General features: G+C 71.9%; 17 protein-coding genes. 10 read left to right on the forward strand and 7 right to left on the reverse strand.

Translation table 11 applies throughout. From position 1 onward, the window contains the following. Positions 1–266: 266 nt before the first annotated feature. Positions 267–479, reverse strand: coding sequence for a hypothetical protein (locus K336_RS13385; protein WP_043149916.1), 213 nt, complete (start codon positions 477–479; stop codon positions 267–269). 300 nt (positions 480–779) lie between these two features. Between K336_RS13385 and K336_RS0100740 the strand changes: the two genes are divergently transcribed. Then, positions 780–980, forward strand: a complete 201-nt coding sequence (locus K336_RS0100740; protein ID WP_028706029.1) for a hypothetical protein — start codon at positions 780–782, stop codon at positions 978–980. A gap of 573 nt (positions 981–1,553) precedes the next feature. Here the strand turns inward: K336_RS0100740 and K336_RS19965 are convergent. The 5 genes from K336_RS19965 to K336_RS13405 form a co-directional block, all read right to left on the reverse strand. Then, on the reverse strand, positions 1,554–2,351 hold the full coding sequence (locus K336_RS19965) for an NUDIX hydrolase (protein WP_021797711.1): 798 nt from the start codon (positions 2,349–2,351) through the stop codon (positions 1,554–1,556). Between the two features lie 101 nt (positions 2,352–2,452). Next, complete coding sequence (glgB, locus tag K336_RS0100750) at positions 2,453–4,372, reverse strand: 1,4-alpha-glucan branching protein GlgB (protein ID WP_021797708.1); 1,920 nt, start codon at positions 4,370–4,372, stop codon at positions 2,453–2,455. Between the two features lie 34 nt (positions 4,373–4,406). Beyond that, positions 4,407–5,711, reverse strand: a complete 1,305-nt coding sequence (locus tag K336_RS13395) for a phosphotransferase (RefSeq protein ID WP_162142541.1) — start codon at positions 5,709–5,711, stop codon at positions 4,407–4,409. Beyond that, positions 5,704–7,503, reverse strand: coding sequence for a maltose alpha-D-glucosyltransferase (gene treS / locus K336_RS13400; RefSeq protein WP_051245272.1), 1,800 nt, complete (start codon positions 7,501–7,503; stop codon positions 5,704–5,706). Before treS ends, K336_RS13395 begins: the two co-directional genes overlap by 8 nt. A gap of 85 nt (positions 7,504–7,588) precedes the next feature. Next, positions 7,589–9,778, reverse strand: coding sequence for an alpha-1,4-glucan--maltose-1-phosphate maltosyltransferase (locus tag K336_RS13405; protein WP_051245273.1), 2,190 nt, complete (start codon positions 9,776–9,778; stop codon positions 7,589–7,591). 136 nt (positions 9,779–9,914) lie between these two features. On the opposite strand from K336_RS13405, the gene glgP reads away from it, so the two are divergent. Next, complete coding sequence (glgP, locus tag K336_RS0100770; RefSeq protein WP_028706030.1) at positions 9,915–12,479, forward strand: alpha-glucan family phosphorylase; 2,565 nt, start codon at positions 9,915–9,917, stop codon at positions 12,477–12,479. A gap of 82 nt (positions 12,480–12,561) precedes the next feature. Here glgP and glgX read toward each other — a convergent pair whose 3' ends face one another. Then, entirely contained in the window at positions 12,562–14,811 is a 2,250-nt protein-coding gene (glgX, locus tag K336_RS13410) for a glycogen debranching protein GlgX (RefSeq protein WP_081660455.1), read from the reverse strand. A gap of 196 nt (positions 14,812–15,007) precedes the next feature. Here glgX and mnmA point away from each other — a divergent pair, with 196 nt between their 5' ends. The 8 genes from mnmA to K336_RS13420 all read left to right on the forward strand — a co-directional run bounded on the left by mnmA (position 15,008) and on the right by K336_RS13420 (position 24,852). Then, on the forward strand, positions 15,008–16,093 hold the full coding sequence (gene mnmA / locus K336_RS13415) for a tRNA 2-thiouridine(34) synthase MnmA (RefSeq protein WP_021797704.1): 1,086 nt from the start codon (positions 15,008–15,010) through the stop codon (positions 16,091–16,093). Next, on the forward strand, positions 16,090–17,070 hold the full coding sequence (locus tag K336_RS18270) for a uroporphyrinogen decarboxylase/cobalamine-independent methonine synthase family protein (protein WP_028706031.1): 981 nt from the start codon (positions 16,090–16,092) through the stop codon (positions 17,068–17,070). Before mnmA ends, K336_RS18270 begins: the two co-directional genes overlap by 4 nt. Before the next feature lie 46 nt (positions 17,071–17,116). After that, positions 17,117–17,323 carry a hypothetical protein gene (locus tag K336_RS0100790; RefSeq protein WP_043149918.1) on the forward strand — a complete coding sequence of 69 codons (207 nt, stop codon included), beginning with the start codon at positions 17,117–17,119 and terminating at the stop codon, positions 17,321–17,323. A gap of 151 nt (positions 17,324–17,474) precedes the next feature. Then, positions 17,475–17,777: an Asp-tRNA(Asn)/Glu-tRNA(Gln) amidotransferase subunit GatC gene (gene gatC, locus K336_RS0100795; protein WP_028706033.1), complete on the forward strand. Its 303-nt coding sequence runs from the start codon at positions 17,475–17,477 to the stop codon at positions 17,775–17,777. A gap of 17 nt (positions 17,778–17,794) precedes the next feature. Continuing rightward, positions 17,795–19,348, forward strand: coding sequence for an Asp-tRNA(Asn)/Glu-tRNA(Gln) amidotransferase subunit GatA (gene gatA / locus K336_RS0100800; RefSeq protein WP_043149921.1), 1,554 nt, complete (start codon positions 17,795–17,797; stop codon positions 19,346–19,348). Between the two features lie 32 nt (positions 19,349–19,380). After that, positions 19,381–20,862, forward strand: a complete 1,482-nt coding sequence (gatB, locus tag K336_RS0100805) for an Asp-tRNA(Asn)/Glu-tRNA(Gln) amidotransferase subunit GatB (protein ID WP_043123021.1) — start codon at positions 19,381–19,383, stop codon at positions 20,860–20,862. Between the two features lie 94 nt (positions 20,863–20,956). Beyond that, positions 20,957–23,554: a bifunctional lysylphosphatidylglycerol flippase/synthetase MprF gene (locus K336_RS0100810; protein WP_155944936.1), complete on the forward strand. Its 2,598-nt coding sequence runs from the start codon at positions 20,957–20,959 to the stop codon at positions 23,552–23,554. Further along, positions 23,551–24,852, forward strand: coding sequence for an alpha/beta hydrolase (locus tag K336_RS13420; protein ID WP_051245274.1), 1,302 nt, complete (start codon positions 23,551–23,553; stop codon positions 24,850–24,852). Before K336_RS0100810 ends, K336_RS13420 begins: the two co-directional genes overlap by 4 nt. The last annotated feature ends 77 nt before the right edge of the window (positions 24,853–24,929 follow it).

Consider the following 24,929-nt stretch of genomic DNA (forward strand, 5'->3'; position numbering starts at 1 on the left):
TCCCCGCCCCCGGGCTCGGTCGCAGCGACGTCGGCCCGGGCGCCGCAGGGCGCAGACGGTGTCCCGAGGAGCCGCGCGGAGGAGCCCGGATCCATGATGCGGGATCCGGGCGGGTCGTGCCGTCGTGGGGGCGGACCGGTCCGCGCGGCGATGACGACGGGGACCGGGCTCTGCGGAGGAATGACCGCCCGCACCGGGCATGCGATCCGGAATGCGACCCGAACCGGGTACTCCGCCTCTTCCGCGTCGTGCCCCCGGGCACCGGCTCAGCGGCCGATCGGCAGCGCCGTTGAACCCAGCGCCCGCACGGAGGCGGTCAGCTCATCCTCCGGGGCCATGGTTTCCGCCCAGCAGGCCGCGGACGCGTCCCTGGTCCCCGACACGACCCGGACCCGGTCGCTGTCCACGGTGTGGCCGCGCCGGGTGAACTCCCCGTACCGGGCGCGACGGTCCACGGTCGCCGTACCTGTGTAGAACACCTCCGTCCGGTGGGGCTCCTCGAAGGACGCCTCGACGCCCCGGAGGTCGAGGCACGGCCAATACCGTCCTCCCGCCGTCATCGCCGGGGGAAGGACGGCGCTGGACGAGGCCGGTGAGGCACGTGATGATGGTCGCCCACCCGAAGGCCCTCCCCTGACCGACAGCGGCCTCGGCCATGGGGATCGGGGCCCTCGCGCGCCGTTCGCGCCCTGCGCAGGCCCCTCGTCGTGCTCGGGGACGGGACTTCTCGAGGCGGGCATGGCGGCTGCGCCTTCAGGCGCAGCCCGTGGACAACCCCGGTGATCGACCCGTCGAAGCTGCACGAGTCGCCCCTGTGGGTCTGGTATTTCATGACGATCTTGAGCGCGTTCACGTTCGAGACGTCGACCTCGATCGGCTTCACCTCGTCGAAAGCGATGTCGACGAGTCGGTCGCTCGCCCCGTCCGTGTGGATCTCGATCCGGAGCACGTTGTCCGAGGAGCGGGAGTCATTCGCCTGACCCGCGCTGAAAGAGAGGCTCCTGCGCAGATGGCGAGTCCCAGCTCGAGGACGGCCTCACCGTAGGAGAGCCCTCCGCCGATCGCCTTCTGTCTGCCCCCCAGCGTCGCCACGTCGTGGAGGTCCTCCGTCATGTCGTCGTCGACCATGAAGAAGTCGGTGATCGTGAGATCCCTCCCCATCGGTGTCGTCGGGATCGGGAGTGGGCCGGGAGGAGCCGTCGGACGGGGGACGAGGACCGCGCCGTCGGAGTCGAGCGGGGGGTTCGACGGGGACGAGGCGGAGGGATCTGCCGCGGACGACGAGGACGTCGGCTCCCCGGCGCACCCGGAGAGGGCCACGGGGAGGGCGAGGGCGGTCAGCACCCCTCCTTTTCCGGGAACGGTCATGACACGACGATGTACGGGTCGTGCGAGGGGGCGCAACGGCAGCTCTTGGACTCCTCGCGCCCATCCGGGAGGCCCCTGACCCCTCCCGCACCTGTTCGGGACGCCCGGCCCGGGGCCGCGGTCCCGAGATTCTCCGAACACGCCAAGGCGACGGCTCGCAGGGGGCGCTCACCGCTTCGTCGCGCTCACCGCGGGCCGGGTCGCGGATCGACGGGGGAGCCCGCCTCGGTGTAGCCCAGACCGGTGCCGTCGAGGATGCCGGCGATGCGCCGGGCTGAGAAGTCCTCGACCCGCGAGGGGATTTCGTCCGGCTCCGCCCAGTGGTAGCCGCGGATCTCCTCGGGCGGGGGCACGAAGTCCTCGACGGCCCCGGCCGCCAGGCGTCCGCCGTCGAAGATGAACTCGAGGGCGTCGTGCCAGCCCAGGTAGGGCGGCATCCAGTCGGCGACGAGCGGGGCGCCGAGGGCGATCTCGACGCCGAGCTCCTCGCGGACCTCGCGGAGCGCGCCGGCGCGCGGCGACTCGTTCGCCTCGACGACGCCGCCGGGAAGTTCCCAGTGGTCCTTGTAGGTTGGCTCGACGAACAGGACCCGACCGGTCTCGTCGCGGACGAGCACGTGGCCGATGACGCGGTGGGTCGGCATGACCGAGTCCATGATCGCCGTCATGGCGCCCATGCCGTAGACTTGGTCCTCGATGAGGCGCGCGTACAGCAGAGCGTCCGTGTAGCCGCCGCTGCCGTCGGGCACGACCCGGCGGCGGCGCCCCTCGCGCCGGAAACCGGCCTTGTGGAGGGCGCGCTGAGCGGCCCTGTCGGTGGCGGGGATGCTCGCCTCGACCCGGCGCAGGCCCCGGCCGATGAGGGAGTCGTCGGCCGCCAGCGAGACGGCCTCGTCGAGGGTCGGCTGATCGGCGTAGCCCGACCAGTGCAGGACCCCGACGTCGCCCTCGGCGACGACGCGCACCTGGAAACCGTCAGTCATGGTGGACCCCTCCCGATCCCTCGCCGCGACGGGCACGGGCCCGGCCCCCTCAGGGGTCGGGCCCGTCGGCGTCAGCTGCGAATCTAGCGCGGATCCGCTGCTCAGCGGTCCTGATGGGCGCTGGCGACCGGGTCGTAGGCCAGCCACAGGCCGGACAGCGGCGGCACCCTCACCATGAGCTGGTCGGTGCCGTCCTCGCCGACGAAGGTGGTCAGGACGCCGTTCTCGTAGCCGCCGTCGCCGTCCCACCTGGTGTCGGATGTGTTGAGGATCTCGCGCCACACGCCGGGCCTGGGTACCCGGATCGCGTACTGCTCGTACGGCTCCGGCGAGAAGTTCGCCATGCAGGCGACGATCTCGCGCTCGTGGTCGGCGCCGTAGCGCAGCCAGCTGAAGGTGTTGGCCATCCAGTCGTTGGCGTTGATCCAGCTGAAGCCGTCGGGCTCGCAGTCGCGCTCGTACAGGGCGGGCGTGGCGGCCTGCACCAGGTTGATCTCGCGCATCATGTCGCGCAGGCCCTTGTGCCACTGCATGCCGTCGACCCACCACTCGAGGCCGGCCTCCTCGTTCCACTCGGCGCGCTCGCCGAATTCCTGGCCCATGAACAGCAGCTGCTTGCCGGGGAAGGCCCACATGAACGAGTAGAAGGTGCGCAGGGTGGAGAATTTGCGCCAGTCGTCCTGGGGCACCTTGTTGACCATGGAGCCCTTGCCGTGGACGACCTCGTCGTGGCTGATCGGCAGGATGTAGTTCTCCGAGTAGGCGTACACCATCGCGAAGGTCATCTCGTTGTGGTGGTACTGCCGGTAGATCGGGTCGAGCTCGATGTACTCGAGCGAGTCGTTCATCCAGCCCATGTTCCACTTGAAGCCGAAGCCCAGGCCGCCCTCGTGCACCGGCTTGGTGACCCCGGGGAAGCTCGTGGACTCCTCGGCGATCATCATGACGCCCGGCTGACGCTCGTACAGGTGCTTGTTGACGTAGCGCAGGAGGTCGATGGCCTCGAGGTTCTCGCGGCCGCCGTACTTGTTGGGCACCCACTCGCCCTCCTTGCGGGAGTAGTCGAGGTAGAGCATCGAGGCGACCGCGTCGACGCGCAGGGCGTCGATGTGGAACTCGCTGACCCAGTACAGGGCGTTCGAGACGAGGAAGCTCTTGACCTCGTTGCGCCCGTAGTTGAAGACGTAGGTGCCCCAGTCGGGGTGCACGCCCTGCCTCGGATCGGCGTGCTCGTACAGCGCCGTGCCGTCGAAGCGGCCGAGCGCCCAGTCGTCCCTGGGGAAGTGGCCGGGCACCCAGTCGAGGATGACGCCGATGCCGGCGGCGTGGAGGGCCTCGATGAGCACGCGCAGCTCGTCGGGGTCGCCGTAGCGCGAGTCGGCGGCGTAGTAGCCGGTGACCTGGTAGCCCCAGCTGGCCGCCAGCGGGTGCGCCATGACGGGCATGAGCTCGACGTGCGTGTATCCCATCCAGCGGACGTACTCGGGCAGCTCCTCGACGAGCTGCGTGTAGCCCAGGCCCTTGCGCCAGCTGCCCAGGTGGAGCTCGTAGATGCTCATCTGGGAGTGGTACGGGTCGGCCGCGGCCCGTCGGGCGAGCCACTCGTCCTCGCTCGGCGCCCACTCGTGGTGGGACGTCCAGACGACGGAGGCGTTCTCGGGGGGCCTCTGGGAGTGGAAGGCGTAGGGGTCGACCTTCTCCTGCCAGGTGCCGTCGGCGTGCTGGATCTTGTACTTGTACCTCGTGCCCTCGAGCACGTCCTCCTTCCACAGCGCCCAGACGCCGGAGCCGGGGACGAGCTCCATGTCGTCGCCCTGCCACCAGTTGAAGTCGCCCATCACCTGGACGCGGCGGGCGTTGGGGGCCCAGACGGCGAAACGCGTGCCGCGCAGTGCTCCCCGGGTCGGGTCCTGGACCTCGACGACGTGGGAGCCGAGCCGCCGCCAGGCCTCGGTGTCGCCACCGGTGTGGAAACCCTCGAGGTCCCGACCGGTCAGGTTCCCGAAATTCGTTCGAGTCATGCCAAGCCTTTCTGCAGTGGCGCGGGGGAGCGCGCTAGTCGGACGTCCCGAGAGCGACCAGTCTCTCAAGAGCATTCAGCGGTATGTGGATCCAGTCGGGCCGGTTGCGGTGCTCGTAGAGCACTTCGTAGACAGCTTTGTCCGCCACATACGCACTCAGCGTATCGTCTCGGCCGACGAACGGCTCGTCGGTGTCCACGCAGGCGCCGACGAAGGCGTTCACGCAGGTCAACTCCCAGTCCTCGCGATCGGCAGGGGCCAGCCCGGTCGCGGTGGCGGCGGCGTATCCGAAGGAGCGGACCATGCCGGCGACATCGCGCAGCGGGCTGTCGGGGCGTCGGCGCTCGGCCAGCGACTTGAGGGGCTCGCCCTCGAAGTCGATGATGTGCCATCCGTCCCGCCCCAGCAGGGTCTGGCCCAGGTGGAAGTCCCCGTGGATGCGCTGGGAGGCCAGCTCCCGGCCGCGCAGGGCGTCGAAGAGGCGGCGCACCCGCCGTTCGTGCCCGGCCAGTGCCGGGACCTCGTCCGCGGCGGCGGCGAGGCGTGCGGTCATGGCGTCGGCGATGGCGTCGCCGTCCAGGGAGCCGGTGCCGAGCTGGGCGGCGAGGGCCGCGTGGACCAGCCCCAGCGCGCGGCCGAGCCGGGCGGCGTGGGCGGAGAAGTCGTGGCCCGCGGCGGCCTCGGCGGTGGCCAGCGCCCAGCCGTCCCGGGCGGCGTCGATGCGGGTCGTGATCATCGCCAGGTCGACCCGCGCGCCGCCGCCGGGGGTGGCGCTCAGCGAGCCGAGCAGCTCGTCGGTGCTGCGCACGCCGGCTCTCGCCAGGGCCTCGTGCAGCTCGATGTCGATGCTGCGGCCGGGCTCGAGACGGCGGATGACCTTGATGAGGGCGCTGGCGCCGAGGAAGACGGTCGAGTTGGACTGCTCGCCCTCGAAGGGGCGCACCGGCCGCGGGTCCGCCGGCAGGGCGTCGACGGCGAGGCGCCCCTGCCAGTCGGCGCCGCGCCCGTCGCCCCTCAGCGCGTCGACGAGGGCGAGGACGGCCTGCGGGTCGCGGGTGGCGTCGTGCACCCACCGCCGGTCTCCGCCGGGTCCGCTCCCGAGGACGGCGCCGGCGAGACGGTCCGGCCGGTAGCTGAGCAGCAGCTGGTAGTCCTCGGTGCGCCCGTCCGGGTAGGCCACCGAGAGGATCTCGGTGCGGACCGCGGGCCCGCCCCGGCCCGGTGGGACGAACCAGTCCAGCGGGCGGATGGACACCGGCTCGGCGCCGCCGTCCTTGCCCGCGAACCAGCGCGATCCCCGCGCGTGGGCCCACCGCGGATCGGTCCGCAACTCACTCATCATCATCATCCTCCCGAGGTTCCTCGAGCCGGAGCCAGGCGAAGCCCCACGGCGGCAGACGGTGCCTGAACTCGTGGTCGGAGCCGACCGGTTCGTGGCGCCGGGCCGAGATGAGATCGACGGTCTGGTAGTCGGAGAAGTCCGGCAGGTACAGCAGGATGTCCTGCGGCTCCGGCGAGAGATTGTTCAGGCACAGGACGCTGCAGGTGCCGTCCTCGCCCTCCAGGGTACGCAGATAGCTCAACACGGCGTCGTTCTCGCCGCCCAGGTCCATGAACCCGCCCAGGCCGAAGACGGGGCTGTCGCGCCGGGTGGCGAGCATCGAGCGCAGCCAGAACAGCAGCGAGGTCGGGTCGTTCAGCTGGTCGTAGACATTCACGTGGCGCGGGTCGTAGCGCCCGTCGGCGATGAGCGGCAGGTAGAAGTCGTCGGGCTCGGCGCGGGAGAAGCCCGCCCGGCTCTCGCCGGTCCACTGCATCGGGGTGCGCACCCCGTCGCGGTCGGGCAGGCCGACGTCGTCGCCCATGCCGATCTCGTCGCCGTAGTAGAGCACGGGGGAGCCGGGCAGGGACAGCAGCATCGCGTGCATGAGGCGGATCTTGTCCTGGTCGCCGCCCATGAGGGGGGCCAGGCGCCGACGGATGCCCAGGTTCAGCCGCATGCGCGGATCGGGCGCGTAGTGACGCCACATGTACCGGCGATCGTCCTCGGTGACCATCTCGAGGGTCAGCTCGTCGTGGTTGCGCAGGAAGACGCCCCACTGGCAGCCGTCGGGCAGCGGGGGCGTCGAGGCGAGGATCGTCGTGACCGCCTCGCGGGTGTGACGCTCCATGGCCATGTAGAGACGGGGCATCACGGGGAAGTGGAAGGCCATCTGGCACTCGTCGCCGTCGCCGTAGTACTCGATGACGTCGTGGGGCCACTGGTTCGCCTCGCACAGCAGGATGCGGCCGGGGAACTCGTTCTCGATCATCCGGCGCACCCGTTTGAGGACGGCGTGGGTGCCGGGCAGGTTCTCGCAGTTCGTGCCCTCGGCCTCGACCAGGTAGGGCACGGCGTCGAGACGCAGCCCGTCGACGCCGAAGCCCAGCCAGAAGCGCAGGGTGTCGAGCATCTCGGCCAGCACCTTCGGGTTCTCGTAGTTGAGATCGGGCTGGTGGGAGTAGAAGCGGTGCCAGTAGTACTGGCCGCGCACCTCGTCCCAGGTCCAGTTCGAGGTCTCGGTGTCGAGGAAGATGATGCGCGCGTCGGGATAGCCGTCGGGCTCGTCGCGCCACACGTAGTAGTCGCCGAAGGGGCCGTCGGGGTCGGTGCGGGAGGCCTGGAACCACGGGTGGCTGCTCGAGGTGTGGTTCATGACGAAGTCGATGATCACCCGCATGCCGCGGTCGTGGGCCGCGTCGATGAACTCGCCGAACCCCTCCAGGGTGCCGAGACCGGGCTGCACCGAGCGGAAGTCGGAGACGTCGTAGCCGCCGTCGCTCATCGGGGAGCTGAAGAAGGGCGGGAGCCACAGGCAGTCGACGCCCAGCCACTGGAGGTAGTCCAGGTGGCGGGTCAGGCCCGCCAAGTCCCCGAGGCCGTCGTCGTCGGAGTCGGCGAACGAGCGGACGAGCACCTCGTAGAAGACGGCCGTCCGGAACCACGAGGTGTCGTTCGGGTCGATCGCACCGCTCGGTTTCGTGAGGGCCAGGGCCAGTTCCAGTTGGGCGTCGTAGTCGACCAGCTCCGATCCTCCGGGGGCCGGCCCGTTCGCCCGTCCGTTCGGTTCGACGGCAGTGATCGTCACCATCTCCTGAGATGTTGTCCGTGTGCTGGGTGGGGGTGCAGCGTCGGACGGGCGGTGCACACCGGTGGCTCGTCCGGCTCGTCGCCGGTCAGAGCTGGACGGGCGAGACCGACAGGACGTGGGCCGGCTGGGCCGGCCACAGGCGGACGTAGTCGACGGCGCCCCAGTCGAAGTCCTGGCCGGTCAGCTCGTCGTGGACGCGGATGCCGCGCCCGGGGTCGAGGCCGAGCCAGCCGAGGTCGACGCGGACCTCGGCGTCGACGCCCTCGTCGGGGTCCAGGCTCACGACGGTGACGACGCGGTCCCAGCCGTCGCGCTTGGCGAAGGCGAAGACCTTGTCGCTGCTCGTCTCGAGCACCTTGGTGCCGCGCATCTGCTGCAGGGCGGGGTGGGCGGCGCGGATCGAGTTGAGCTTGGCGAGCAGGCCGTTGAGATTGGGCTCGGCGTCGTAGTCGCGCGGGCGGAACTCGTACTTCTCGGAGTTCAGGTACTCCTCGCCGCCCGCTCTGAGCGGCTCGTGCTCGCACAGCTCGAAGCCCGAGTAGACGCCCCAGGCCGGGCTCATCGTCGCGGCGAGGATCATGCGGATCGCGAAGGCGGCCGGATTGCCCGAGCGCGTGAACAGCGGGTTGATGTCCGGGGTGTTGGTGAAGAAGTTCGGGCGGAAGAAGTCCACCGACTCGGTCGACAGCTCCGTGAGGTACTGGCCCAGCTCGTCCTTGGTGTTGCGCCACGGATAGTAGCAGTACGACAGGTGGAAGCCGACCTTGGCCAGGGCGTGCATCATCTCCGGGCGGGTGAAGGCCTCGGCCTGGAGGATGACCTCGGGGTGGCGCTCGTGCAGATGATGGGCGAACCAGGCCCAGAAGTCGACCGGCTTCGTGTGCGGGTTGTCGACGCGCAGGATCGTCACGCCGTGCCCGATCCAGAACTCGGCCAGGCGCAGCGCCTCGTTGTAGATGCCCTCCGGGTCGTTGTCGAAGTTGATCGGGTAGATGTCCTGGTACTTCTTCGGCGGGTTCTCGGCGTAGGCGATGGTGCCGTCAGCACGGGTGGTGAACCACTCCGGGTGCTCGACGACCCACGGGTGGTCCGGCGAGGCCTGCAGGGCGAAGTCCAGGGCGACCTCGAGCCCCAGCTCGTGGGCGCGGGCGACGAAGTGGTCGAAGTCCTCGATGGTGCCCAGCTCCGGGTTGACGGCGTCGTGCCCGCCGGCCGCCGAGCCGATCGCCCAGGGGGAGCCGGGGTCGTTCGGGCCGGCCGCCAGGGAGTTGTTCGGGCCCTTGCGGTAGGCGTGCCCGATCGGGCTGATCGGCGGCAGGTAGGCGACGGTGAAGCCCAGGGCGGCGATGCGCTCGAGCATCCGCTCGCTGGAGCGCAGCGTACCCGAGGTCCACGAGCCATCCCCGTGGCGGACGGCCCCGACCGAGCGCGGGAAGAACTCGTACCAGCTGGAGAACTGGGCTCCGCGGCGGTGCACGACGAGCGGGAACTCGTCGGTCGGGGTGAGCAGGCGGCGGGGGAGCCAGCGACCCATGCCGACGCCGACGGCCGTGTCGGACGCGACCTCGCCCAGCTGCCTGGCCGGCGCCCGGGGGTCGAGGCGCCGGGCGGCGTCGGACAGCACGGCGGCGTCGTCCTCGGCGCCCTGGGTGCGGGCCGCCTCGGCGGCCTCGTCCAGCATGAGGCGGCCCTCGGCGCACACGAGGGGGATGTCGATGCCGGCCGCGACCTTGATGGCGGCGTTGTGGCGCCAGGTGCGCCAGCGGTCGTCGAAGGCCTCGATGCGGAAGCTGTAGTCGCCCGGCGCCCCCAGCGGCACCCGGGCGGTCCAGATGTCCAGGCCCATGGGCTCGACCTGGGCCATGTCGACGCGCTGCTCGGCGCCCGTCGGATCGGTGAGGACGACGCAGGCGCCCAGGGCGTCGTGCCCCTCGCGGAAGATGTTCGCTCGAACGGTGATGGTCTCGTCCTCGACGGCCTTGGCCGGGTAGGCGCCGTTCTCGACAACGGGGGAGACGTTGTGGATCGGGAGGCGCCCGAAGCCGTTCGGCACGCCCCGACGCGGCGGGACGGGGATGCGGGTCGGGTCCTCGGCGGGCTCGACGGCCGTCTCGGGGGCCACGTGGCGCGGCCGCTCGGGCTCCGGGGCGGGAGCCTGCGCCTGGGGTGCCGACCCGCTCACGGGCGCAGGGGCCGGGGCCGCGGCGGGTTCGGCCGGGGGCTGCTGAGGGTTCTCGTCGGGGCGCTGGGAGCGCCACTTCCACTTGCTGAACACGCATCTACGCTACAGTCCGGCCGGCCCGACCGAGTCGCCGACGCGCGCTGACCCGATCCGGTCCGCCCCGACTCCCACATGCTGGACGAATGGGCGGCCCGGCACCTCCCGGTCGCGCGCCCGATAGCCTTGGAGGGTGCGAGCTATCAGAAGATTCATTGTCCAGCCGGTCCTGCCCGAGCCCCTCGAGCCGCTGCACGACCTGGCGCTGAACCTGCGTTGGGCGTGGCACCCGGAGACCCAGGAGCTCTTCGAGTCCCTCGACTCCGAGCTGTGGGAGGCCACCGGCCACTCCCCGTTGAAGCTGCTGGCAACCGTCTCGCGCGAGCGGCTCGACACGCTCGCGGGCGACCGCCGCTATCTGCGCCACCTCGAGTTCGTCCAGCGCGATCTGGACGACTACATGAACGGCGACCGCTGGTTCCAGGGCTTCGCCGCCAAGACGGAGGGCGCTCCCGCCTCCATCGGATACTTCTCCGCCGAGTTCGGCATCACCTCCGTGCTGCCCCAGTACTCCGGCGGTCTCGGCATCCTCGCCGGCGACCACCTCAAGGCGGCCTCCGACCTCGGCGTGCCGATCATCGGCGTCGGCCTGCTCTACGCGCAGGGCTACTTCCGGCAGAGCCTCAACGCCTCGGGCTGGCAGCAGGAGTACTACCCGGTCCTCGACCCGCACGAACTGCCGATCAGCCCCCTCATGGACGGCGAGGAGCAGGCCGGCATCGAGATCACGGTGGGCCACCGGCCCGTCCGCGCCCAGCTGTGGACGGCCCAGGTCGGCCGCGTGCCGCTGCTCTTCATGGACACGAACGTCGAGAGCAACGACGAGCAGGCCCGCGACATCACCGACCGGCTCTACGGCGGCGACTCGAATCACCGGCTGGCCCAGGAGACGCTCCTCGGCGTCGGCGGGGTCCGGGCCCTGCGCGTCTTCTGCCGCCTGACCGGCCGTTCCGAGCCCGACGTCTTCCACTGCAACGAGGGCCACGCCGGCTTCCTCGGTCTGGAGCGCATCCGCGAGTTCATGGACGACGGCGCGGACTTCGACACCGCCCTCGAGATGACCCGCGGCGGCACGCTCTTCACCACCCACACGCCCGTCCCGGCCGGCATCGACCGCTTCGGGCAGAACCAGGTCGCCGACCAGTTCAGCGACTTCAGGCCGCTGCCGCTCGACCGCATCCTCGCGCTCGGGGCCGAGGACTACCCCGGCGGCGACCCGTCCCGCTTCAACATGGCCGTCATGGGCCTGCGCCTGGGCCAGCGCTCCAACGGCGTCTCCCTGCTCCACGGCAAGGTGAGCCGCGAGATGTTCCAGGGTCTGTGGCCGAACTTCGACGTCACCGAGGTGCCGATCGGCTCGGTCACCAACGGCGTCCACCACCCCACGTGGATCCACCCCGACCTGCTCGAGCTCCTCGAGGCGAGGACCAGCGATGCCGAGTCCGTCGTCGACGGCTACGACTGGAGAGCCCTCGACCGCGTCGACGACGCCTCGCTGTGGTCGCTCAAGCGCCGCATGTGCGCCGAGATGATCTCGATGGCGCGCGAACGCCTCGAGAAGAGCTGCGAGGTGCGCGGCGTGAACGCCGACTGGGTGCCCGGGGCCCTCAACCCCAACACCCTGACGATCGGCTTCGCCCGTCGCGGCGCCTCCTACAAGCGCCTCACCCTCATGCTGAGCCAGCCCGAGCGCCTCAAGAGGCTGCTCAACGATCCCGAGCGGCCCGTGCAGTTCGTCATCGCCGGCAAGGCCCACCCGGCCGACGACATCGGGAAGGGCCTCATCCAGCAGATGGTGCAGTTCGCGGACGACCCGCAGGTGCGCGGCAAGCTCGTCTTCCTGCCCGACTACGACATCTCGATGGCCCGCCCGCTGTACCCCGGTTGCGACGTCTGGCTGAACAACCCGCTGCGCCCCTACGAGGCCTGCGGGACCTCCGGCATGAAGGCCGCCCTCAACGGCGCCGCCAACCTGTCGGTGCGCGACGGCTGGTGGGACGAGTGGTACGAGCCCCGTTTCGGCTGGGAGATCCCCTCCGCGAACACGATCGCGGACCCGGTCGCCCGCGACGCCGCCGAGGCCGAGGCCCTGTACGAGCTCATCGAGAACGAGGTCGTGCCGAAATTCTACAACCGCGACGCCAATGGCCTGCCCACCGCGTGGCTGCGCATGATGCGCGAGACGATCTCCGACCTCGGGCCGAGGATCCTCGCCAGCCGCATGGTGCGCGACTACACGACCTGGTACTACACGCCGGCCGCGCGCTCCTCGCGCGCCCTCACCGCCGACGGCGTCGCCGGTGAGCTCGCGGAGTGGAAGCGCGAGGTGCGTACCGTGTGGTCCGGCGTGGCCGTCGAGCGGGTCGTCTCCGACCTGCCGAACCCCGTCCCGGTCGGCGCCGAGAACCTCTTCACCGCGTGGGTGCGCCTGGGCGAGCTGACGGCCGAGGACGTCTCGGTCCAGCTGGTCTCCGGCGACGTCGACGCCGATGACGAGATGCACCACGTGCGCATCAACGAGCTGGCCCCGACCGGGCGCACCGAGGGCGACGCGCAGGAGTTCAGCGTGCGCGCCGTCTCGCACTTCGCAGGCCCGGTCGGTTACACCGTGCGCGTCGTGCCGAAGAACGCGCTCATGGCGAGCTCCGCCGAGCTGGGCCTGGCCGCGGTCGCCAACGGGGCGGCCCTCGAGTCCTGATCGTCCCACCGACGAGGGGGCGGCCCCGGGAACCGCCCCCTCGTCGTTCGTCCTCCTCGGCGCCGCCCGCCCCGGCACGCCGTCACTGGGGGGCCGGCGCGTCCTGAGCGGATCCGGCGGTTCTCTCCGGAGTCTGCTCGGCGGTCGCGTCCTGCTGGGGCTGCTCGGCCGGCCCGTCCTGGGCGGCGTCGGCGGGGGCGGTCGTGATGCCCTCGAGCTCGTCCACCTGCGCCCTCGTCGTGGGGACCGTCACCCGCATCGCGACGACCGTGCGGCCGGGGAGCGTGAAGTCTGCCTGCGGGCCCAGCGCCTCGGTGGGCAGCTCGCCCTCGTCGGCGGTCGAGGCGACGATCCGGTAGCTCGTGCCCCACGGGACCGGGGGAGTGGTGACCTCGACGGGCTGGTCCCCCGAGTAGAACCAGATGAGGAAGGCCTCGTCGGTGGCGTTGGAGACGTACTTGCCGAGCAGCCGTCGGCCGCCGTCGTTCCAGTCGGCCTCGCCCATCTCGCCGCTGTAGCCGTTCATCCAAGCCATCTCGTAGCGGCCCAGGCCCTTGCCGTCGGCGTCCGTCACCTCGGTGCGGTAGTGGTAGTCGTCGGCCTGCAGGAGCGGCGAGGAGCGGCGCAGCGCGATGAACCGCTTGGCCGTCGCGAAGACGTCGGCCCACTGGTCGAGCAGGTCCCAGTGCACCCAGTTGATCTGGTTGTCCTGGCAGTAGGCGTTGTTGTTGCCCTGCTGGGTGCGGCCCATCTCGTCGCCGGCGCAGAACATCGGCGTGCCGTCCGACATGATGAGGCCCGCAAGCATGTTGCGCACTTGGCGGTGGCGCAGCGCGTTGACGCCGGGATCGTCCGTCTCGCCCTCGGCCCCGCAGTTCCAGGAGCGGTTGTCGTCGGAGCCGTCGCGGTTGTCCTCGCCGTTGGCCTCGTTGTGCTTGCCGTCGTAGCTGACGAGGTCGCGCAGGCAGAAGCCGTCGTGGGCATCGATGAAGTTGATCGTGCTGGACGGCGGGCGCTCGTCGTTGTCGAAGATGTCGGGCGAGCCGGCGACCCGGGAGGCCAGCTCGTTGACGCCGTGCGCCATGGAGCGCCAGTAGTCGCGCATGTAGCCGCGGTAGCGGTCGTTCCACTCGCTCCAGCCCCTGCCCCAGCGTCCGACCTGGTAGCCGTAGGGGCCCATGTCCCAGGGCTCGGCGATGAGCTTGATGCCGTCGAAGACCGGGTCGGCGGCCAGGCGCTTCTTGAACTCGTGGTTCTGGTCGACGCCGTGGGCGCTGTCGCGGATGAGGGTGGTGGCGAGGTCGAAGCGGAAGCCGTCGACGCCCATCTGCGTGACCCAGTAGCGCAGCGACTCGTGGATGAGGTCGAGGACCTCCTCGTGACCGGTGTCGACCGAGTTGCCGCAACCGGTGACGTCGTAGTCGTTGCGAAGGTCGTCGGTGAGGCGGTAGTAGCCCTTGTGGTCGATGCCGCGGAAGCTCAGCGTCGGGCCCTCGTGACTGCCCTCGCAGGTGTGGTTGTAGACGACGTCGAGGATGACCTCGATGCCGGCGCGGTGCAGGGCGCTCACCATGTTCTTGAACTCCTGCACTTGGTCGCCCTCGGTGCCCACCGAGCAGTACGCGCCGTGCGGGGCGAAGTAGGCCAGGGTGTTGTAGCCCCAGTAGTTCGACAGGCCGCGGCCCATGATGAAGGGCTCGGAGACGAACTGGTGGATGGGCAACAGCTCGATCGCGTTGACGCCGAGCTCGGTGAGGTGCTCGATGACTGCCGGGTAGGCCAGCCCCGCGTAGCGCCCGCGCAGGTGCTCGGGCACCGACGGGTGCATGATCGTGAAGCCCTTGACGTGCGTCTCGTAGACGACGCACTGCTCGAGGGGCAGGCGCCGGGCGATCGGCTCGGGGGCGGGGGAGTCCGCCACGACGACGGACAGCGGCACGGACTGGGCGGAGTCGCGGGTGTCCGGCTCGTAGTAGGACTCCGCGGTGTGGTCGAAGATGGGGCCGGTGTAGTCGACGCCGGCGGTGACCGCTCTGGCGTAGGGGTCGACGAGGAGCTTGGCCGGGTTGGCGCGCAGACCCGCATCGGGGTTCCACTCGCCGTGGACCCGGTAGCCGTAGCGCTGCCCGGCGACGACGCCCCTGACGGCGGCGCGCCAAGTGCCGTTGTCGTTGGTCATGTCGACGTTGCGGATCGTCGTGCCGTCGTCCCTCACGAGGGCGAGCTCGACGCGTTCGGCGCGCGGTGCCACGAGGGCGAAGGTGCAGCCGTCATCGGTGAGCACCGCGCCGAGGGCGGGTCCGTTGTGCTCGGGCGAGAGGGTCATCGTCACTGCTCTTTCCGGCTGGCGGCTCTTTCGAGCTGGCGGCGCGGGGTTCCATGTGCTGTGCGCGGGCCGCCCACGCACAGCGTGAGAGTCTAGTCGGCGGTGGCGACCGGTATGCACGTATGCCAGGATTGCGCGTGTGTCCGCCGGCGCCGTTGAGCGCGCCGCGAACCGATCCCGACCAGTTCCAGGAGTTGCCCAGATGCGCATTGCGGTGGCCGTGTCCGGCGGCGTCGACTCGGCGGTCGCCGCCGCCCTCGTCCAGGCGCAGGGCCACGAGGTCGTCGGCGTCCACCTGCTCATGGGGACGGCGTCGGTGCCCGAGACCGACGACGCCCGGCGGGTCGCCGAGCGCCTCGGCATCGACCTGGTCGTCCGGGACCTGTGCGGGCCCTTCGCCGAGCGCGTCGTCGACTACTTCGTCGACTCCTACACGCAAGGGCGCACGCCCAACCCCTGCCTGCGCTGCAACCGCGGCGTGAAGTTCGCCGGGCTGCTGGCCATGAGCCGCGCCGAGGGATTCGACGCCGTCGCAACGGGACACTACGCGCGGATCACCCGGTCGGAGGAGGGCCCAGCCGAGCTGCGCCGCGCGGCGGACCGGCGCAAGGACCAGTCCTACGTGCTCGCCGTCCTCGACCAGGAGAGCCTCGCCCGACTCGTGTTCCCGCTCGGCGAACTCGCCTCCAAGGACGAGGTGCGCGCCCTGGCCGCCCGCCTCGGGCTGCCGGTGGCCGACAAGCCCGACTCCACCGACATCTGCTTCGTCACCGCTGGCGGGGCCGGCCGCTTCCCCGCCGGGCGCCTGCCCGAGCGCCCGGGCGACATCGTGGACGCCGACGGCGTCGTCATCGGCCACCACGCGGGGACCCACCACTTCACGATCGGCCAGCGCAGGGGCCTGCGCCTGACCCGCCCGGCGGCCGACGGCGCGCCGCGCTACGTCACCGGCATCGACGCCGGCGCGAACATCGTGCGCGTCGGCCCGGCCGACGCGCTGCTCGTCGACGAGCTGGTCGCCGAGCGGCTGCTGCTCACCGGCCCGCCACTGCCCGACGGCTGGCACGGCGCGGCCCAGTTCCGGGCCCACGGCGCCGCCTGCCCCGCTGTCGTGCACCACGACGACGAGCGCGTGCGCGTCGTCTTCGATGAGCCGGTCCCCTCGGTCGCGCCGGGCCAGTTCGTCGTGCTCTACGACGGCGACGTCGTGCGGGGCTGCGCGGAGATCACCGCGACCCGCCGCGCAGGGGCGTCCGGTGGTCCCGGAGCGGGGGCGGTGCGCGCATGATCGCCACCGCGCTCGGCTCCTTCGCCGGTCACGACTACGCGGCCTGCTGCCGCGCCGTGCTCGGCGAGCTCGTCGGACGCGCCCCGATGCCCGAACTGCCTGCACGGGGCCCCGGCGCCGACATGATCGGGCGCGCGGCGAGCCTGTTGCCGGGGCTGCCGGTCGACCTGCAGCCCTCGGGCTGGCGTCTGGCCCAGGGGCCCTCGCTCATCGGGCGACGCGCTCGCCGCATGCTCGGCGACGACCGGGAGATCTTCGTCGAGCACTTGGCGGACTGGCCCGGCACGCCCACCCTGACCGTCGCGGGCCCGCTCACCCTGGCGGCCCGCCTCGGCCTGCCCCGTGGCGGCCGGGCGGTCGGCGACGCCGGCGCGCTCCGCGACATCGCCCAGTCCTGGACGGCCGGGGTCGGCGACTTCGTGAGGGGGACTGCGCGCCTGGCCGAGCGCCCCGTCGCCGTCCAGATCGACGAGCCGTGCCTCGCCATGGTGCTCGACGGCGAGGTGCCCGACGAGTCGGGCCGCCACCGGCTGGACCCCGTCGACGGCCAGCGGGCCCGGGGCGTCCTCGCCGACGCCGTGGACGCGGCCCGGGCCGGGGGAGAATTGGTCGCCCTCCACTGCTGCGCCGACGACCCCCACCTCGACGTGCTCGGGGCGGCAGGCGCCGACGCGCTGAGCCTCGACGTGCGGGCCTGGGCCGGGGGCCGCTGGGACGAGCTCGCCGCCTGGTGCGACGCCGCACCCGACCGGAGCCCGTGGTTGGGGCTGGTCGGCGCGGACGAGGAGGAGCCCGACGTCGCGGATCTCGCCCGCCGGTTCGCGAGGGCCCGCGCCGGCCTGGACGTCGCGGAGGACTCGCCGCGCCCGGCTGACTGGGCCCTCACCCCGGCGTGCGGGCTGGCCGGGGCCTCCGAGAACGGCCAGTGGCGCATCCTGCGCGCACTGGCCGGGGTCGCCGACGACGCCGGGGCCTGAACGGCCCCGGGCGTCCGGGTGGGACCGGGCGGCTAGAATCGCCGCCATGGCCACGTTCTCCTCCGATCTGGACCTCACCGGCGACGCGCCGGTGAGGGTGCGCCCCCGCCTGGGGGAGTGGGGCCCCTCGCTCGTGCCGACGACCTCGCGCAAGAAGCGCCTCCGCGTCCTCGCCGTCACCGCCCTCGTCGTCGGCGTCGCAGCCGGCACGGCGCTCATCACCGTCTTCTACCGAGCCGTCCAGGGCGGCTGACCAGCCGCGGCCGTCCAGGGCACGACGGGTCGGGGCGGCTGGTCGGCGGACCGCCCCCGCAGGACGGGCCGATAAAATGGCCCGCGGACAGGGTCCGGCCGCGGTCGACGAACGTCGGGCGGCCCGCCGGGCCCGCGAAGGAGTAGTCATCGTGGCCCTCACGCCGCAGGACGTCAGCAGGCTGGCCGATCTGGCCCGCATCGAGCTGACCGAGGCCGAACTGGCCGAGATCGCCCCCCAGTTGGATGTCATCCTCGAGGCCGTCGCCTCCGTGGGGGTCCTCGCCGACCGGGACATCCCGCCCAGCTCCCACGCCGTGCCGCTGACCAATGTGATGCGCGATGACGAGCGCCGGGACAGCTGGCCCGCCGAGGCGATGCTCGCCGGGGCGCCGGCCCAGGCCGAGCAGCGCTTCCGCGTGCCCCGCGTCATCGACGACTCGGACGCCGGCTGAGGGGGAGGGAGGACCGCATGAGCACCCGCACCGCGCACGAGTCCGCGACCGCCGACATCTGCACCGCACCCGCCCTCGAGCTGGGCCGTCGCATCGCCGTCGGCGAGCAGACCAGCGTCGAGATCACCCGGGCCCTCCTCGACCGGATCGAGGCCGTCGAGCCCGCCGTCCACGCCTTCCTGTCCCTCGACGCCGAGCGCGCGCTGGCCCGGGCAGCCGCCGTCGATGCCGGGATCGCCGCTGGCGAGCCCGCCGCCTCTCCGCTGGCCGGCGTGCCGATCGCCGTCAAGGACCTGCTCTGCTACGAGGGCCTGCCCACCACCGCGGCATCGCGGATGCTCGAGGGCTGGGTCCCGCCGTACAACGCGACCGTCGTCCGGCGCCTCCTCGACGCCGGCCTGGTCATCCTCGGCAAGACGAATCTCGACGAGTTCGCCACGGGCTCGTCCACCGAGTCCTCGGCCTACGGGCCCACGCGCAATCCGTGGGACCTCGACCGCGTCCCCGGGGGCTCCGGCGGCGGCTCGGCGGCGGCGCTCGCCGCCTTCGAGGCCCCCCTGGCCATCGGCACCGACACCGGCGGTTCGATCCGCCAGCCCGCCTCGATGACCGGCACCGTCGGCGTCAAGCCGACCTACGGCGGCGTGAGCCGTCAGGGCATCATCGCCATGGCCTCCAGTCTCGACCAGGCCGGCCCCTGCGCGCGCAACGCGGCCGACGCCGCGGCGCTGCACGTCATCATCGCCGGCCACGACCCCGCCGACTCGACGAGCCTCGACGCGCCGGTCCCCGACGTCGTCGCGGCGGCCGGCGCCGCCGATGCGACGGGGATGCGCATCGGCGTCGTCTCCGAGCTGGGCGGCGAGGGCTACGCCGCCGGCGTCGAGAAGTGCTTCACCGACTCGGTCGAGCTGCTGCGCGGGGCCGGCGCCGAGATCGTCGAGGTCTCCTGCCCCCACTTCCGGCAGGCCCTGGCCGCCTACTACCTCATCATGCCGAGCGAGCTGAGCAGCAACCTGGCCCGCTACGACGCCATGCGCTACGGGCTGCGCGTGGGCGACGACGGCTCGAACTCCACCGAAACCGTCATGCGTCTGTCGCGCGGCGCCGGCTTCGGCGCCGAGCTCAAGCGCCGCATCATCCTGGGCACCTACGCCCTGTCGGCCGGCTACTACGACGCCTACTACGGCTCGGCCCAGAAGATGCGCACGCTCATCGCGCGAGACTTCGCCGCCGCCTTCGAGAGGGTCGACGTGCTCGTCTCTCCCGTCGCCCCGACGACGGCCTTCCGGCTGGGGGAGCGCGTGGGCGACCCGCTGGCCATGTACAGGGGCGATCTGTGCACCCTGCCGGCCAACCTCGCCGGCGTCGCCGCAGGCTCCTTCCCGGCGGGCCGCTCGTCCGAGGACGGACTGCCGGTCGGCTTCCAGGTGATGGCCCCCGTGCTCGGCGACGACCGCGTCTACCGCGTCGGCGCGGCGCTCGAACGGCTTGCGGGGACCGCCGACTTCTGCCGGCGGGCGCCCGAACTGCCCGGCACGGCCATGAACAGCGAGGAGGCCACGAGGTGAGCGTCCAGTACAAGTGCAGCAGCGACGGACTCATGGACTACGACGAGGCGATGGAGCGCTTCGACGTCGTCCTCGGCCTGGAGGTGCACGTCGAACTCGGCACCGCCTCGAAGATGTGGTGCGGCTGCTCCACCGAGTTCGGCGGCGAGCCCAACACCCACATCTGCCCGGTCTGCCTCGGCCTGCCCGGCTCCCTGCCGGTCGTCAACCGCAAGGCCGTCGAGTCGGCCATCCGCATCGGCCTGTCCCTGGGCTGCGAGATCGCCCAGTGGTGCCGCTTCGCCCGCAAGCAGTACTTCTACCCGGACATGCCGAAGAACTACCAGATCAGCCAGTACGACGAGCCGATCGCCCACGACGGGCGCGTCGAGCTCGAGGTCGACGGGGCCCGCTACGAGGTGCCGATCGAACGCGCCCACATGGAAGAGGACGCCGGCAAGTCGCTCCACGTGGGCGGGGCCACCGGTCGCATCCAGGGCTCCGACCACTCGCTCATGGACTACAACCGCGCCGGCGTGCCGCTCGTCGAGATCGTCACGAGGCCGGTGCTCGGCACCGGGACGAGGGGCCCCGAGGTGGCGCGCGCCTACATGGCCCATCTGCGCGACATGGTCCGAGCCCTCGGCGTCTCGCAGGGGCGCATGGAGCAGGGTCAGCTGCGCTGCGACGCCAACGTCTCCCTCATGCCCAAGGGCTCGACCGAGCTCGGCACCCGCACCGAGACGAAGAACGTCAACTCGCTGCGCTCGGTCGAGGCCGCGCTGCGCCACGAGATCCGCCGACAGGGCGCCGTCCTGGCCGGCGGCGGGCGCGTCAGGCAGGAGACCCGCATGTGGAACGAGGCCGGCGGCTTCACCACGGCCGGCCGCTCCAAGGAGCAGGCCGAGGACTACCGCTACTTCCCCGAGCCCGACCTCGTCCCCGTGGCGCCCAGCCGCGCGTGGGTCGAGCAGCTGCGCGCCACCCTGCCCGAGATGCCCGCCGTCAAGCGGGCCCGTCTCCAGGCGCAGTGGGGCCTGACGGACCTGGAGATGCGCGACATCAACGGCAACGAGGGCGCCCTCGACCTCATCGAGGCCACCGTGGCCGCCGGCTGCGATCCGGCGGCCGCCCGCAAGTGGTGGCTCACCGAGCTCGCCCGGGCCGCCAACGAGCGGGGCGTCGGTCTCGAGGACCTGCCGATCGCCCCGGCCCGGGTCGCCGAGGTGCAGGAGCTCGTCGACGCCGGGACGATCAACGACAAGCTGGCCCGCACGGTCCTCGAGGGAGTCCTGGCCGGCGAGGGCGCCCCCGCGCGGATCGTCGAGGCCCGCGGCCTGGCCGTGGTCAGCGACGACGGGGCCCTGTCGACCGCCGTCGACGCCGCCATCGAGGCGAATCCCGACGTCGCGGAGCGGATCCGCGGCGGAAGGGTGCAGGCGGCCGGGGCCCTCATCGGCGCTGTCATGCGGCAGCTGGGCGGCAAGGCCGACGCCAGACGGGTGCGCGAGCTCATCATCGACAAGCTGTCCTGAACCCGGCCCGCTGCGGGTCGGCGACCCGCGGGCCGGACCGATCAGGATCCGGTCGGCCCGGCCCCGCCTTGCCCGGGGGCCTACCATCGGCCCCGTGTGGAGAACGGGTAGCAGCGGTTCACCGCGCCGGACGACGGTGGTCGCCCGGCGTTTCGGCACGGCCCTGAGGGCCTGGGGCGTCCGTCTCGGGCACGCCCCGGTGAGCCTCGCACTGGCGGTCGTCTCGGTCCTCATGACGATCGTGGGGGATCGGCTTCCCCTGCCCGAGCCCGACCGGATCGGCTCGGTGAGCCGACAGAGCGAGCTGCGCCTCGACCCCGACACGATCCGGCTCGGCCGGATCGGGCTGGAGTTCATCGCCCCGGGCGGCTGGGCGGCGCTCGTCGTCGTGCTGGCCGTCCTGCTCGTCGCCGGCCCGACCGTCGAACGGCGTCTCGGCTCGTGGCGCTACGGCCTCGTCCTGCCGGGCTGCCAGCTGTCGGGCTTCCTGTTCACGACGGCGCTGACCTGGCTCATCCACCCCTGGTGGCCGGACTGGGCGACGATCATGCGCGAGGGCTGGGTGCCCGGCGTCCTGCCGGCGCTCATGGGCGCGCTCATGGCGGTCTCGGGCGGCCTGTCCCGCCTGTGGTGCACGCGGGTGCGCTGGGCCGGACCGGTGATCGCCATCACCCTCATGCTCTACGACGCGACGTCGACGGCCTGCGTCACCTGCGGCTCGGTGCTCGCCGGGATCGGGTTCGGCGCCCTCCTGTGGCGCGGGCGGCGACGCACCGGCATCCGCGCCGTCCTGTCCGAGCGGCGCGTGCTCGTGGCGCTCGTCATCGCCTGCACCGCCCTGGGCCCCATCGTCTCGGCCTGGTCGGCGGCCGGCGAGAGCCCGCTGAGCCAGCTCGACGACTATCTTCGCACCGGCACCTTCAAGTCCCGGGAGCTGCGCGTCATCTGCTCGCTGGCGAGCCAGCACGCCTGCATGCTGGCGAGGCTGCACAGGACCGCCGGCTTCCCGACCCTGATCATGACGGTCCTGCCCTCGCTCATCCTCCTCGTCGTCTGCCTCGGGCTGCTGCGCGGACGGCGCTCGGCCTGGTTCTGGGCGCTCGGCGTCAACATCGCCGTGGCCGCCTCGACGGTCGTGCCCTTCCTCACCGGGCTGCCCGAGCTCTCCGAGATGTGGGACGAGTCGGATCCCCGGGGCGGCGGCTTCGCGCTGCGCGTGACGGTCGGCCTCGTCCCCGTGCTCGAGCCGGTGGCGGTCATCGCCCTGCTGATGGTCTGCGCCGGGCTGTTCACGGTGCGGCTGTCCCGCCGCGAGGTGCTCTCGCGCCTCGCGCGCTACGTCGGTCTCTACGCGTGCGGGGTGGCGGTCTTCATCCTCGCCGGCCTGACCATGTCCGGGCTGTGGGAGCCGCGCGCCGGTCTCGGCGACCTCGCCCATGACGCCCTCGCGCGCGTCCTCGGCCTGGAGGTCTTCACCGACATGCCGCTGTACCTGAGCTCCGACGCGCTGCCCGCCGGTCTCGTCGCCAACCTCGTCCCCCCGTTGACCACACTCGCCTTCCTCGTCATGCTCGTGCGCGACATGACGGTCGGCCCCGAGCGCACCGAGCGCGACCGGGCACGCGTGCGCGAGCTCGCCCGCCGGGGCAAGGGCGGTCTCCTCTCGCCCATGGCGGCCTGGCCCGGGGCGATCCACTGGTTCGGCCCCGGCCGGGACTCGGCCGTCGCCTACCGGGCCTCGCACGGCGTCGCCCTCACGGTGGGGGAGCCCCTCGCCGACGACCAGATGGATGCCGCCGTGCGCTTCGGCGAGTATTGCGACGAGCAGGGCCTCGTCCCGTGCTTCTACTCGGTCGGGCCGGAGTTCGCCCGCGCCGCCCGCGCGGCGGGCTGGCACGCCATGCAGGTCGCCGAGGAGTCGCGTCTCGAGCTCGGGCAGGTGGCCTTCAAGGGGAAGCGCTTCCAGGACGTGCGCACCGCCATGAACCGGGCCCGTCGCGAGGGCATCCACGTCGAGTGGACGAGCCTGTCCCAGTGCTCGGCGCAGCTGCGCAGCGGCATCATCCGGGTCGTCGAGGGCTGGCAGGACGAGCAGGCGCTGCCGCCCATGGGCTTCACCCTCGGCGGTCTGTCGGAGATGGACGACCCCGCCGTGCGCTGCGAGGTCGCGGTCGACGACGCCGGTCACGTGCACGCCGTCGCGTCCTGGCTGCCGCTGTACACCGACGGTCGGGTCACCGGCTGGCTGCTCGACGTCATGCGCCGCAGCGACCATCCGGAGGCCTTCCACTCCGGCATGGAGCTGCTCATCGGCACGGCCGCTCTCGCCTTCCAGGAGGAGGGCTACGAGGTGATGAGCCTGTCGGGCTCGCCGCTGGCCCGCGTCGAACGCGATGACGAGCCGGTCACCGACGAGGTCTCCGAGACGATCACCGGTGTGCTCGACCAGCTCGCCGGAGCGATCGAGCCGTACTACGGCTTCACCTCCCTCCACCACTTCAAGTCCAAGTTCGGGCCCGTCTTCCGGCCCCTCTACCTCGTCTACGCCGACCCGAGCCAGCTGCCCGCGATCGGCGGGGCCCTCACCACCGCCTATCTCAGCAGGACCGACCGGGTGGACTGGCGCACCGTGCTCTCCCGGGTGATCCGCTCCCGGCGCGCGGCCGGTGCGGCAGGGGGGAGCGGCTCATGAACACGCTCCGGGACTGGTTCGCCTCGGCACTGCGCTGGCTCGCCGCCCGACGCATCGTCGACGCCGCGGAGCTCGTACCCGCGGCGGCGCTCTGCGCCCTCGTCCTCGCGGGGCTGCTCGTCAGGCGCCGGCGCGGCTGGGCGGCCACCGTCTGCATCGTCGCCCTCAACGCAACCGTGCTCGGCGCACTGATCCTCGTCGTGGTCGAGAAGCGCCTCAATCTGAGTGGCGGCCCGATCCCGTGGGCCGGGCGGGCCATCATCGTCGGCTGCTGCGCCGCCGTCGGCGTCGCCGCGGCGAACCTGCACCGGTCCACCTGGCGGCGCCGCTGCTGCGCCGTCCTGGCCGTTCCTGTCCTCGTGGCCGGGGCAACGCTCGGCGTCAACAAGGTCTACGGCATCGACGAGACCCTCGGCGCCCTCGTCGGTTACGACCAGCCGACGACGATCTCCCTGCCCGCGCGCAGCGATGCGGGACGCATCGACCCGACCACCTGGAGAGCCCCGGACGGCATGCCGAGCACCGGGACGACCGGCTACGTGCGGATCGCCCCGACCGTCTCGGGTTTCGGCGCCCGGTCGGCCGGCATCTACCTTCCGCCCGCCGCGCTCGTCCCCGACGCCCCTCGGCTGCCGGTCGTCATCATGATGATGGGCCAGCCCGGCAACCCCGACCCGACGATGCTGGCCGATGTCCTCGACGCCTATGCGGCGGGCCACGCGGGCGTCGCCCCGATCGTCGTCCTCGCCGACCAGCTCGGCAGCCCCGACGACGACACGCTGTGCCTGGACACGAGCCGTTACGGCAACGTCGAGACCTATGTGACGACCGACGTCGTCAACTGGATCAGGGACAACCTCAACGTCCCGCAGGACCGGAACGACTGGACGGTCGCGGGCTACTCCAACGGCGGGCTGTGCTCGATCCTGTTCGGCGCCAAGCACCCCGAGCTGTTCGGCACGATCCTGGACCTCTCCGGGGAGCTCTACCCCGGCGAGGAGCATCCCGACTGGAACCTGGAGAACGTCTTCGGCGGCGACCAGGCGGCCTACGACGAGACGAAGCCCCTGACCATCCTCGGCCGGAACCACTACGAGGACATGTGGGCCTACTTCTCCTACGGCACCGAGGACGGCACCTTCGGGCCGGACGCCGTGACCGTCTCGCAGGCCGCCGAGAACGCCGGCATGACGGTCCGGCTCGACCCGCTGGAGGGCGTCGACCACTTCGAGGCCGCCCTGCGGGGCGGTTTCACCAACGGCCTGGCCTACTGGTCCGAGCGCGTCGGCCTCGGCTGAGCCGGGACGGCGTCCCCGTCGACGCCGGACGGGGATCACGGAGCGTGCGGGAGGGGGCCGGGGCCGAGGACGCCCGC

This window comes from Propionibacterium acidifaciens DSM 21887 (assembly GCF_000426605.1).
In the GTDB taxonomy this organism is placed as follows: Bacteria; Actinomycetota; Actinomycetes; order Propionibacteriales; family Propionibacteriaceae; genus Propionibacterium; species Propionibacterium acidifaciens.

Bases quoted from the DNA above. Each gene is read 5' to 3' on its own strand.
- K336_RS19965 (WP_021797711.1), bottom strand. From the start codon at position 2,351: ATGACTGACGGTTTCCAGGTGCGCGTCGTCGCCGAGGGCGACGTCGGG.
- glgB (WP_021797708.1), bottom strand. From the start codon at position 4,372: ATGACTCGAACGAATTTCGGGAACCTGACCGGTCGGGACCTCGAGGGT.
- K336_RS13395 (WP_162142541.1), bottom strand. From the start codon at position 5,711: ATGAGTGAGTTGCGGACCGATCCGCGGTGGGCCCACGCGCGGGGATCG.
- treS (WP_051245272.1), bottom strand. From the start codon at position 7,503: ATGGTGACGATCACTGCCGTCGAACCGAACGGACGGGCGAACGGGCCG.
- mnmA (WP_021797704.1), top strand. From the start codon at position 15,008: ATGCGCATTGCGGTGGCCGTGTCCGGCGGCGTCGACTCGGCGGTCGCC.
- K336_RS18270 (WP_028706031.1), top strand. From the start codon at position 16,090: ATGATCGCCACCGCGCTCGGCTCCTTCGCCGGTCACGACTACGCGGCC.
- K336_RS0100790 (WP_043149918.1), top strand. From the start codon at position 17,117: ATGGCCACGTTCTCCTCCGATCTGGACCTCACCGGCGACGCGCCGGTG.
- gatA (WP_043149921.1), top strand. From the start codon at position 17,795: ATGAGCACCCGCACCGCGCACGAGTCCGCGACCGCCGACATCTGCACC.
- gatB (WP_043123021.1), top strand. From the start codon at position 19,381: ATGGACTACGACGAGGCGATGGAGCGCTTCGACGTCGTCCTCGGCCTG.
- K336_RS13420 (WP_051245274.1), top strand. From the start codon at position 23,551: ATGAACACGCTCCGGGACTGGTTCGCCTCGGCACTGCGCTGGCTCGCC.